Origin of the sequence: Paenibacillus terrae, from assembly GCF_005217525.1 — a bacterium.
In the GTDB taxonomy this organism is placed as follows: Bacteria; Bacillota; Bacilli; order Paenibacillales; family Paenibacillaceae; genus Paenibacillus; species Paenibacillus terrae_C.
In genome coordinates, this window is sequence record NZ_PNXQ01000005.1 from 447605 (window position 1) to 459915 (window position 12311).

General features: G+C 43.6%; 9 protein-coding genes and 1 pseudogene. 2 read left to right on the plus strand and 8 right to left on the minus strand.

From position 1 onward, the window contains the following. Window positions 1–872 (plus strand): glycoside hydrolase family 88/105 protein (locus C1I60_RS05225; RefSeq protein WP_252361575.1); only part of this gene is annotated, 872 nt, incomplete at its 5' end. 126 nt (window positions 873–998) lie between these two features. On the opposite strand, the gene C1I60_RS05230 is transcribed toward C1I60_RS05225, so the two are convergent. From C1I60_RS05230 to C1I60_RS05255, 6 genes are all read right to left on the minus strand, one after another. After that, window positions 999–1814 carry a PD-(D/E)XK nuclease domain-containing protein gene (locus C1I60_RS05230; protein WP_137060785.1) on the minus strand — a complete coding sequence of 272 codons (816 nt, stop codon included), beginning with the start codon at window positions 1812–1814 and terminating at the stop codon, window positions 999–1001. Next, the gene (locus tag C1I60_RS05235) at window positions 1814–3022 is read right to left on the minus strand and encodes an AAA family ATPase (RefSeq protein ID WP_137060786.1); all 1209 of its coding nucleotides are present in this window, start codon (window positions 3020–3022) and stop codon (window positions 1814–1816) included. Before C1I60_RS05235 ends, C1I60_RS05230 begins: the two co-directional genes overlap by 1 nt. A 135-nt stretch (window positions 3023–3157) precedes the next feature. Further along, complete coding sequence (locus C1I60_RS05240; RefSeq protein ID WP_137060787.1) at window positions 3158–4090, minus strand: polysaccharide deacetylase family protein; 933 nt, start codon at window positions 4088–4090, stop codon at window positions 3158–3160. A gap of 315 nt (window positions 4091–4405) precedes the next feature. Further along, window positions 4406–6361, minus strand: a complete 1956-nt coding sequence (locus C1I60_RS05245; RefSeq protein ID WP_137061008.1) for an acyltransferase family protein — start codon at window positions 6359–6361, stop codon at window positions 4406–4408. 273 nt (window positions 6362–6634) lie between these two features. Further along, window positions 6635–7984, minus strand: a complete 1350-nt coding sequence (locus C1I60_RS05250; RefSeq protein ID WP_137060788.1) for a sodium-dependent transporter — start codon at window positions 7982–7984, stop codon at window positions 6635–6637. 162 nt (window positions 7985–8146) lie between these two features. Continuing rightward, a complete protein-coding gene (locus C1I60_RS05255; protein WP_137060789.1) occupies window positions 8147–10699 on the minus strand; it encodes a DUF2339 domain-containing protein in 2553 nt (850 codons plus the stop codon). Between the two features lie 101 nt (window positions 10700–10800). Here C1I60_RS05255 and C1I60_RS05260 point away from each other — a divergent pair, with 101 nt between their 5' ends. Next, window positions 10801–11442, plus strand: a complete 642-nt coding sequence (locus C1I60_RS05260) for a DUF5301 domain-containing protein (protein WP_137060790.1) — start codon at window positions 10801–10803, stop codon at window positions 11440–11442. Between the two features lie 67 nt (window positions 11443–11509). On the opposite strand, the gene C1I60_RS05265 is transcribed toward C1I60_RS05260, so the two are convergent. Then, window positions 11510–11953, minus strand: a complete 444-nt coding sequence (locus C1I60_RS05265) for a hypothetical protein (RefSeq protein ID WP_137060791.1) — start codon at window positions 11951–11953, stop codon at window positions 11510–11512. A 144-nt stretch (window positions 11954–12097) separates the two neighbouring features. Continuing rightward, window positions 12098–12311, minus strand: a pseudogene (locus tag C1I60_RS24735) (hypothetical protein); the annotation flags it as partial.

Sequence of the window (12311 nt, forward strand, 5' to 3'; positions counted from 1 at the left end):
ACAATATTGACCACGTGAATAACGGAAAGCTGCTCTTCTCTCTGTATCGTGCGACAGGAGACGAACGATACAAAAAGGCAGCTTACCAATTACGCAGTCAGTTGGAAAAACACCCCCGCACAAGCGAGGGCGCATTCTGGCATAAGCAAATTTATCCGTATCAAATTTGGCTGGACGGCTTGTACATGGGTGCCCCGTTCTACGCTGAATTTATCCGCGAATTTGGAGATCCGTCAGAATTTGACGATGTTACCTTGCAATTCAAGCTCTGCTACGAGCATACGCGTGATCCTGAGACGGGTCTGCTCTACCACGCTTGGGATGAGAAGCTTGAACAGCCTTGGTGCAATCCGCAAACAGGCTGCTCCAAGAACTTTTGGGGACGCTCTATAGGCTGGTTCGTAATGGCACTTGTTGATGTACTGGATTATATTCCAGAAGATCACGCAGATCGCCCTGCCGTGCTCGATATGCTGGCAGAAACACTGGAAGCTCTGTTGATAGTACGTGATAAAGAAAGTGGGGTCTTTTATCAGGTGCTCAATCTGGGCCATGTGAAAGGCAACTATCTGGAAGCCTCCGCTTCCTGCATGATTCTCTATGCGATCGCCAAAGGCGTTCGCAAAGGTTATCTGCCAGAGCAATATCGTCAAGAGGCAGAAATCATCCGTAAAGGCATTATTGATGAATTTATCACGATTACCGAAGAAGGACTCGTGAATCTGAACAAAACGGTGCAAGTAAGCGGTTTGGGCGGTAAAGATCGTCGGGACGGTACCTTCGCTTACTATATCAGCGAGCCGATTGTGACGAACGATCCCAAAGGTATCGGAGCTTTCATTCAGGCGATGGCTGAAGCGGAACAGCTCTAAAACAGACGAAATGTATATCTTCTACAATAGAAAAGGACGGGGCCAATGGCCCTCGTCCTTTTTTGTTTTAGCTACAGAAGTGATAGGTAAGTTGCCTTGTTATATCTCCCTTCAGCTTATTTTTTTCTACATTACAACAGGCTGCATGATTATGGTTTCAATTTGTTTTCCGTCTATTTCTAAACTCTTATGATAGGTCTTACAAAAGGCATCCACATTATCTACAATTTTGTCCTTATCATAAATAAAAAAGTATACGTACTTCTCCCTATAGTGGAAGGCATCTGACCCTAATTGTTCAGTCAATTCACGTTCACTCATTTTGGGACGCGAACATTTGACTTCTATTACAGTTTCATACTCCCTTAAGTATATATCATATCTAACGGACTTATAGCCGCCGTCATCTGATATCTCGACTCTTGCTTCTGGAAAAATCGGACGAATGAGGGAAAATAACATACGCTGTACATCGTACTCGTTCCCTAGAGATATTCTAGTAAGATTCTCTTGTCGAATGGTTCCACTACCGTGTACAGGTTTATGATACATCTCTTCTATATGTTTATAAAAATTACGCATTATTCTTCGGATAATCACATGGAAGCTTTGAAGATCAATAAGATCTGGGTTAGATGACGATGAAGGGAATATTTTTTCAAATAGCCCCTTATTTATGTCAATTATCAATCCTTTTAAATAGGAAACACCCACATCATGAAAGGTATTTGCATCGGTTTTCAACAAAAACTCACGAGCAATTGATGCATTCGAAAAAGCTTTCTGAAGAACTCTACTTGTTGAAATTCTCCACTCTTCAAGTTTCCCCTCGTCGGTATTATTCTCGGACTGAGTTAGTAACTGAACCTCATCTATCTGTTCTTGAATAGCCTGAATTGTTTCACTTTTTGTTCTATTTGATGTGGTCATACCCTCTCCCATTAATGAATCCCCCATCGTAAATAAAATAAAAAGTGCGGCTCCAAAATGTAAATTTTCTCGTCCTTATATTCAAAAACCTGATAAATACTCTCACTATTTTGCATAATGGATTGAACCTGCTCTATTGCAGATTTTACCTTTGGCTTGTCAGGCTTATCATTACCATCACTAATAAGTTCATCAATTCTCTTTTTCATATCGTCTATAGAAATACTAATCTCAGGGGGGTTTAGTGAAATTGCCTTTATTAACAGCTCATAAATGTCCGCATCTTCACCAGTAACAAGCTTGTAGGTTTTTCTCTGCTGTCCTCTTGGATTCGGCCCAGCCTTTAACTTCCTTACCACGTCTTTATATGAGAGATTAATTGTTGTCATCTTATAAGCTTCTTCAAGCTGAGTCTTACTCGTAATCTGTGCATTTTCACGGTTATGATCTACATCCAGTTGAATGGCAAGATTCAAACATATGGATTGCATGAGTTGAGGAGAAGCAAGACTTTCAAGAGCTATATCCTTGGCATAGTTTAAGTCAATATTCATACCTAATGATTCGAAACCTGTTGTTGCGATTTCACTTAGTTCATCCAGTTGCCAAGGCTCAATATTGATAAGATTCAATCTTCCACTCAGATCAGGATTCTTACGAATGGCATCATCAGCTCTGTGGGGTAAAGAAATGACAATCGTTCGAAATTGCTTTCGAATAGCATCTTTTAATTGATAAGCCATTTCCAGCTGCATATCCCCTGGGGCATAGTGAAAGTCATCTAGGACAAGAACCAGATTATTCTCATTAAAGTATTGAATAATCTTATCTTTACCAGAACGAAATGACTCTGTGATTGCCGTTGATTTTTTTTCTATAAGACCCGTTGTTCCTTCTCCTTCAATACCTCTACGTTCTATATGGTTGCTCTCTAGTGATAGGCCTACTTTTTTGGCTACTGTTACCCAAAAATCTTCTGAATGTTTGAAGTCATTTCCTGTCAAATCCACAATTTTATCTTGTCCTATTACTTTCTCGCATAAAACCGTTTTCCCGGTTTTTGAAGGGCCAATAATTGATGTTAGATAACCAATAGTTTTAAGTGATTGAGCTAATCTAAATTCGTATGAATAGGAAGTATCAGGTGTATTTCTTGAAACGTAGGTATATGTTGGGAAAGCCCCCGGTATAAATACCTCGTATGATTTTAATACCAGCATAATCTCCCCCTAAATACTATTTTATTATAGTATATACCTAAAAATAATATTATATAAGCTATCAAAGGGCTTTTAAGACTAATTTACTTGTTATAAAATTGAATACAAGCAAAACGGAGCAACCTAAACATATATTCACTTCATAATCTTAAATTCATACCCCTGTTTTTTTAAATATTCTATAATGACCGGCAAAGCCTTTGCAGTTTCTTCCTTGCCATAGGTATCATGCATTAAGATCACGGCTTTTTCTCGACCCTTTACAGACTTCATGAATTGGTTTATGAGTCCGGCCGCTTTCTTGTGTCGTCCCTCTGCATCTTTAGTTAATACATTCCAATCCACTTGGTGGTAATCCTTCTTAAGTAAAGCTGCATCTAATGCGGCCATACCCTTTGGATCTTTTTTCTTCCACGTCATGTGGCCTCCCGGGAATCGAATCATTCTTGTCGAGAAGTCCGGTCCCAGAATGCTTTTTAATACCTGATTGTTCTTTTCAATATCATTCATAACGTTATCCGTACTTACAGCTTTGTGGGGATATAGATATTTATAGTTATGTGAATACGTGTGGTTTCCTATAGCGTGACCTTCTGCAACAATTCTTTTAATGATATTCTTCGTATGTTCATTTTCATCGGCTTCCTTTCCTACGACAAAAAAGGTTGCCTTAACCTTCTGTTTTTTCAGAATATCTAATATTTCAGGTGTTACGGTCACCGATGGCCCATCATCAAAAGATAAATAAGCTACTTTTTTACCGTCGGCTCCATCAGGCTTCTGACCCAGCATTTGTTGGTTTAAATATTTCTCAACAAAGGCACCATCTTCAACTCCGGTATCGTCTTTTTGTAAAGCAGCTTTACCTTTTGATTTGTCATGGGATACGGTATCTGTTTTTTTAACTTGCTCCAGTGTTTGGGCTGGTGGTTTGCTATCTGACACCTTTAGCACAATGAGCGTAATACAACCGATCACGAATAATAAAATAGCAACGAATAGCAATCTTCTTTTGTTTCTCTTCAAGCGATGCTCTCTTGTCCTGCTATGTGTGTAACTCTTTTCCATTAGCTTATGTACCCCCACCACAATTTATATTTCCCGAAATCAGGCATGTTCGTCTAGGTAACCTTACCATAAATAAGTAAAATGAAAATTGAAAAATTGTAGCCAAATAGCAAAAAGTTGTTACCCTTTGGGCTTCAAAAACAACAATGCTCATTTAAGCAAGAAAGCATGGCCTGAATAGCTTAATAAAATAGAAAGTAGCCGTGATGTTTGCGCATCACAGCTACCTAACAATGGCCGGTAAGCAACCACGGCAAGAGTTCCATACAAACCCCCGGATCCGGGGCTAACGTATTCCCGATAGATTATTGCTATTTAAGATGGCTTTGTCAAAACCTGAGCCAACAAAGATGCATAGGCTTTGGCGCCTTTGGGCTTCAAATGAACTCCGTCGGGTTCAAAATACGAGTTTTTGCCAGAGCTGGCTCCGTACCAGTCGATCATCGTAATCCGTTCATCCTGGGCTGCCGCTTCGGCAAGATGCCTGTTCACAATGCTCTCCCATGGACGTGGGACACGAGTATTTACGAGGATAATACGCTTCGCATCCTTCAAACTGGCGAGCAAATCGGTCAATTGGCCCTTGGTAAAAGCACCGTTTGTGCCCAGCTCAATAATGACTGTCTTCCCCAGTTGTCCGTTCTGTCTCAACTGCTCCAGCACGGCAGGCGCTTCTGCCATCTGCCGACCGATCCGTCCGTCTACAACCGCGTCTGGGAAAGCTTGCTGAATGTATGCCTGCACATCCAGCATGACAGAATCGCCAATTGCGGTGACACCTGCGCCAACATCTGCACTAGACGTTGCCTGTTTCTGTTGAGTCGAGGTATCCGACTGAACCTTAGCCCCATCCGTAGTGTCAGCCTTAGTCTCCGCATTCTTTGGCGCTTGGGTTTGAGCTTGGACCTTAACTCCGTCCTGCACCTTACTGCCCCCGGATACTTGTGGCTTGGCTTTCGGCTCCTTCGAAGCCACGGATACAGTTCCGTGAAGCGGCGGTACTGTCTTCCCGCTTAGAATCCCATCGTTCGCCGCTGCCTGAGTGGTTGCGCCAGCAGGCGCCACGTACAGGTGAACGGTACCTGCAAAAACTCCTATAAAAAACACTGATGCTGCGGTTGCAGGCATCCATCTCCAGCGTGCCTGTCTGCGAACCACTGTACGAATGCCCGCGATCCAGTGCCGAAATCCTCCGTGCCGGATCGGCTCCTCAATATATTTATACGAGAGAGACGCAAGCAATATGGTTGCTAACAGTTGTAAAATGATTCGCAGCACATGCACACCATCGGTATCCACCTGCGGTGTCGTCAGGGTGATAACCGGAACATGCCACAGATATAGCCCGTAGGAGCGTGCGCCGATCCAGCGCAGCGGCTTGAGTCCAAGCAGCTTTCCGAGATGACTCACCGGATGCGCTAATGCTGCAACTACAATAGCAGTAACCAAAGCTATGCCCAGCAAGCCCCCCCGATACATAGACGGGTCATATTCATTCGAGGCCCATGCCCAGTGACACAGCAGCAGCAAGCTGACCGCGCCGATGCTGTCCAGAAACAAGCGCGCCTTGGCAGACGCTTGCCCTTTCAGTTTGCCGCTCGGCCATACCAAAGCCAGCGCCGCACCGATCAGCAGTGCGAATCCGCGTGTATCCGTGCCATAATACACCCGGCTGGGATCAGTTCCCGGCACGTAAATGACCGCCATCAGCAGCGCAGAGATCAACGCCAGGCAAGTTACCCAGCCTGCGAGCACAATACGCTTGGGCATGTATTTCAACCCAAGCGCCAGCATTAACGGCCACAGGATATAGAATTGTTCCTCCACCGCCAGCGACCACAGATGTCCGAGCGGCGAAGGTGGTCCAAAGCTTTCAAAATACGATACCTGATGAGAAATAAACCACCAGTTACTCATATATAGCAATGCAGCAGGTACATCTCCGCGCAAGGCCATGAGCCGTGACGGGTCGAAAAGCAACGAGCACAGGACAATGACGGCTACAACCGTCAGCATGGCAGGCAGCAGCCTTCTGGCCCGACGCAACCAGAAATCTTTCATTTTAAAACTATGATATGTATCCCACTGACTTACCAGAATATCCGTGATTAAATACCCCGATAACGTAAAAAAAACGCCTACACCCAACAAGCCTCCCGGCAACCAGTCCGGATTCAGATGATACACAATGACTGCAATGACCGCCAGCGCTCTTAATCCATCCAATCCTGGCATATAACGACGTTGTGATGGCAACGGACTAGACTTCATTTCAGCCGCCATCCTTCATGCAAATTCAAGCTCCCTGTCTGTTTCAATGCTCTTCTGCCCTTTCCCTCTCCTGCACATCGTTTTGGTGCGATGCCCTGTAGCCTTTTCTTTCATTATATAAAACTTCATATTCGTAATGATTTCAATGAAGTTAAAATTCATGACAATGTTTTTATTATATCACTCCTTTCCACAGTTAGGTAACCACTGATAGATATACAAAAAAAGGCATCTCTTCCCTTAGGAAGAACATGCCTTTTTGTTGATTGTAGCTTAAAATTTGATGATGCCTGAGGTATGCAGGAATACCAGCAACATCAGGATCGGTGCAATATACCGAAGGGCAAACAACCAGATTCGGAACCATACAGGCTTGAGGTTCGCTTGCTCTGCTGCATTTTTCCAATAGTACCCTGCAAAGATAACCACCATCAAGCCACCGAGCGGCAAGAAGATGTTGGATGCCGTGAAATCTACAAAGTCAAAGAATGACTTGCCTCCGACCTTCAGTTCCGGCACCAGCCCCATAGACAATGCGGATGGAACACCCATCAACAGGCACAGGACAGAAACGATGATAACCGAGCGGATACGGCTCCAGCGGAAACGTTCCATCACATAGGCGACAGGCACCTCCAACAGAGATACCATCGAGCCGATGGCTGCAACCGCCAGCAGTACAAAGAACAAACCACCGAAAAAGGAACCGAAAGGCATAGCGGAAAACGCTGCTGGCAATGCGATAAAGACCAAGGACGGTCCTTGAGCCGGGTTAATACCGAAGGAGAAGGTAGTTGGGAAAATGATCATACCTGCGATAAACGCATAGATCAAATCGCCTCCTCCAATGGCCAACGCAGCCGTACCCAGCGATTGGCGGCGATCCACATACGCACCATACGTTACCATGATTCCCATCCCCAGAGATAGTGAGAAGAAGGCATGTCCCAAAGCAACCAATGCTGATTCTATAGTGAGCTTAGAAAAATCAGGGTTCAAAAAGAAAGCTACACCTGCGCCAGAACCTGGCAGCAACAGAGCATTCACCATCAAGACGAGCAATAGAATGACTTTGGCAGGAATGAGGATTTTATTGAATTTTTCAATCCCGTTGGATACACCCAAAATAACGACAACTGCACAAATGGCAAAAACGATCAACAGCCATGCCAGTGGTGCGTAGCCCGAAGAGAATGCGGCGAATTGTCCGGCAAAATCGTTATTGGAGAACAATTTTCCGGTGAATGCCTGTATAGCATAATGGAGCGTCCAGCCCCCTACGATACTGTAGAACGACAAAATGACAAACGGGATAATCACATACATGATGCTTAATTTACCCCAAATCGGATGACCGCCTACTTTGACCATAGCAGAAGCGGCACTCCCCCGGCCAGCTCGACCAAGCGCCAGCTCAGCCAGCAATACAGGTAAACCTACAAGCAACAGACAGACGATAAACAGCATGAAAAATGCCGCCCCACCATACTGTCCAGTAATATATGGAAATTTCCAAATGTTGCCGAGTCCTGCCGCACTCCCGATCGCTGCCAATATGAATCCGGCTGACGAGAAGCGTTCATTTTTATCGTTCAGGCTGTTCTGCCCCTTGCTCAAACTCATTGTATCCCCCTCATTCTCTCTACTTCCGCATAAACATAAGCATGCGTACATAAATAATTTTTACTCATTATAGCGTAAGTAGGATGTAAGGTCATACAATATTTTTCACTATTATCGAATTTATTTTCATATTGTCGGATATCTATATAATCCTACAAAAAACTACATTTTCTCTTCAACATCCTTCTTTATAATGACCTCTCCCATACGATTGGATACTTTTTGATAAATATACGAAATCGCCAGCAATACCACACCAAAAGAGAAGTAAGCTACGATGGTGCTACCTGTCGTTAACAGATGCAGGTCATACAGCAGCAGCTTGCCTGTCGATAACAAAGTCAATCCCAGACCAAATCTGCGAATGTAGACAACCCGTTGGCGGAAACCGTAGACAATATACACAATGGCCAGCAACAGATACACCAAGCTGAATACAAGCCCGGCATCGCCCAGACGGAACTGAACCCCGAGGAATGCGGTAATCACACCCAGCAAATATACGCCCATGATCACGGGATACAGCTCCGTGCTTCGATAATGTCGGGTCATCAGTGCGTTCAGGAAATCCCTGCTGCTGAAAAATACCAGAACGTTGAAGGCAGCCAGCACCACCAACGCCACATAATCGGCAGCCGTATTTTGCGCATAATTGTCATGCAAGGTTGGAATGGCCACGGTAACCAGCAGCCCCAACGCATAGCCAATGACATACAGCGCCAAGCTGTAGTATTTAATCACTTGATCATACAGCAGCTTCACTTTAGGCAAGGAGTATGCCAAAACCAGCGATACACAGGTGTACAGCAGCGCTTTGTAAAAGGAATAGTGTGTGAATCCTTCAGGTACGATGATGTTATACCAATGCCCGGCTTCATACAGTAAATAACCATACACATTCACCAGCGTCACATATTTAAAAACCTGCATGATACGCATCTCGTACAGACGATTATTTTTGAAAGCATCCGGTCGGCCGAATTGAATCGCATAAAAGACGGTAACGATCAGCATTCCCAGCGTAATAAGCGTGTATTTGAGCCCAAAATAATCCGTCTCAAATCCGGCCAGCAGATATATAGGGAAATCGACGAAAAAGAATGCGCCCAGACATAGTAATAAAATGCCCCAGCCCGCTCGCTCCAATTCCTTCAACCGATAACGGCTGCCATACAACGTCAGGAGAACAGCCTCGATCAGCCAGCCCATCGACAGCCACTTGACGCCAAACTGGAACGGAATCATCAGAATGGCGAAGGTCAAGGAGGTGGCATAAAATAATACCTTTGTCTGTTTCTCTTCCGGAATAAATCTGCTGACCCATTGCGCCAAGCCCCCATATACCAGGCAAAAGACGAGTGCCAGCAAGCCTTTGTAATCATCCAGGCCCGCATCGTCGAACAGAGAGTACAGCACGGCACAGCTTACGACTGTGTTCATAGTCAGCAGGGAGAAGTCCAGCCAGGACAGCTTTTCTTTTAATCGGAATGGCACCCAGAGCGTCATCCCGAGGTACATTGCAAATGTAATAACTGCATACAACATGCTTGCAGTCGTGCTATCCGACAACCATACCAGTACAATCATCAGGGGTGTATTCAGCAGAAAGCTGATATATTGCACGACGACCCAGCGTTTGCGGAAGGATACAAGCAGAATCAGCAGGTTCAGCAGGAACAGGTAGCCCATGGCGATGTAAACCGCGTTCCCTTCCAACCCGTTCGCCGCCATATAGGAAAACAACGGGAGATATCCCCCTACCAATCCAAAAGAACAAATCGTTCGGGATTCATACCTTAACGACAGTAGCACAGCGGTTACCGTAACCAGTACGGATAAGCCAATGCCTGTATACATTCCTATAATTTCCAGTAAGAAGTAGCTGTAAAAAATCGACCCGTACAGCACCGAAATACCACCGCCCAATATGCCGAGCGCAAAGGTCTGCTTCTGTTTGCGGTACAACCACTCGCCGCCACCCAGCATCAGCGCTCCTAACAGAAAAAAGGCTACGCCCTTCATATTTCCTGTAAACCAGTTGGAATATGAATATTTAAAGGCTGCTCCTACGCCTAGAATAATGAGCAACATCCCCAGCTTGTTGATCCAGTTCAAGCCCAGCTTCATTTCGAACTGATTTTGCTTCATGCGCTTCTGCATCGTTTCTTCGCTGATCTCTTCTTCCTGAAGCTGGTCCAGCCCGTTCGCCGTATGATGAAGCAGATGTTGCTCAGCCTCTTGGAACCGTCGGCGTTGCTCCATGATCCGCTCACCGATTTCCTCCGAGAACTGCCGCAATCTGGCGACGATCTCCTCCTGATCCTCTTTAAGCTCATGAGTGCTTTGCTGAATAAGCTGGTCTACACGATTTTTAGCCCCGTACTCAAAGGCAGTCAATCGGTTCGTCCCTTCTGCTGTTCTGGAAGCAAAATAGCTTTCCAGCTTTTCGCGCGAGATGCGGATCATATTGGCCTTCTCACTCAGCATTTGCTCCGTCAGCGCCGTGCGCAGCTTTCCATTTTCCTGCTCAATATGTTGTACCCGCTCTTCCAGACGAATACAGCGGGCCTGAACATCCTCGAATTTCTTCCGTAGCACCTCATTCTCCAGAATGACATCCGAGGCTTCGTAGTCCGCAATTAACGTCTGGTATTCCTTAAGCAGCCTGTGCTGCTCTTGATGGATCGTATGTAAACGATCTTTCAAATCCTTCATGTCGCCCTCCATCGCTGCCCATTTTGGTAATCATTACATTTTACATGAAATTAAAAAGGCATTATAGAGACTATAGCCCATTTTGAGCTTGGCTAAGGCCTATGCCCCCCTTCGCAAAAACGAAACCTGGATTATATGTTTGTCGGGGAAGACTACACGAAAAAAACGGCAACGGGCTTGAAGGAGCTGGAGACGAATCCAGTATGGAAGGGGCTAAAGGCTGTCATGGTAATTTTTTTATATTAATGGTATATTATGTACATATGATTTATAAGGAGGACTTTATGAAAATACAAAAAAAATACGTTCTAAGTTTCATAATACTTCTAGTAGTAATAGTCGTTGCAGGAGTCATTTTTACATCTAAAACGACTATATCTTTTAAAGAAGCAGCTTTGGGACAAGTAAATTTAGAGGAAATTGACACAATTGAAATTATTAAATCCGATGATAATTCTGCAAATGAAAAGAAAATAACTGTGTCAGACCCTAAATCAATTAACCAAATCATAAATGTATTTTCGCAATTACAGCTAAAAAAATCCAATTCAAGTACTCCCTCGTCCGACTTGTACTGGATCACTATAAGATCAAAACAAGAAAGGAAACTTGGATTAACCATATTGGGAGAAAAAAATTTAGTAGTTTATAAATACAATTCGGCCGTTCCTAAAAATAGCGTTGTTTCATATGAGATTATTAGCGGGTATAATGGAAAGTTAATGCAAAAATTTTTCGAATAAATTTTGTTGGAGGAAAAGATAACCGCTTGTCTTAGATAAAGACAAGCGATTATCTTTTCTATGACTATTAAAGAAGCATCCATCCACCGCTGGTGGAATGCACTCGCGTCACTACACCTTTACCGGTAATGAATCTGATTCCCTGTGTTTCGTATTCAATAAATGGGAATTTAACTTCAATCAAATCATATCTCCCTTGATTGTCCTCCAAAAAGTCTTGGAGATACCCCATTTCCCAGTAACCATTAATAACCATACTTTTGAGAGCTTCTTTTTCACTAGGAATCATACCCACCAGGAGAGAAGCTATGCCTGCTGCCAAACTAGGTGCAGTGTATTTAAAAAACATAGCTCCAATAACAGACAGCGAAGTACTTAACGCAATGGCCAAAGCATTAGTATTTTGCTCTACAAGACCCTTATCATAAACATTTCGTTGTGCTCTTTGCATTTGTCTGACCTGATCCAAATTCAAAACGATACTAGCAGTGTATTCTTTTGTAAATGCCATAATAATTATCTCCTTTTAATTAAAGTTTTTTTGTCTAATCAGACTGGCTAGAGAAAGCTGCGCGCTTTTATTTGCTTCTCGTTATATAGGGGGAAAAAAAGAAGCATTTTTACAACTCATTCATACTTTTTTATTTAAAAGTTTCTATTCCAGTTGGTTTAACTGAATGTACTCTAAAAATTCAACGATAATCTGGGAAATGGCATCTTCTTGTGGCAAGTAAATAAATTTACTTACATGCAAAATATCGTTTTTTAAGAGATACCAATGAGCTGTAGCATAGCTTGGCTGTCCTTTTTCTGAACTATTTGTATTAATCTTAAAAGTCCACTGTTTGAGATAGTTTCTGGAGCATTTT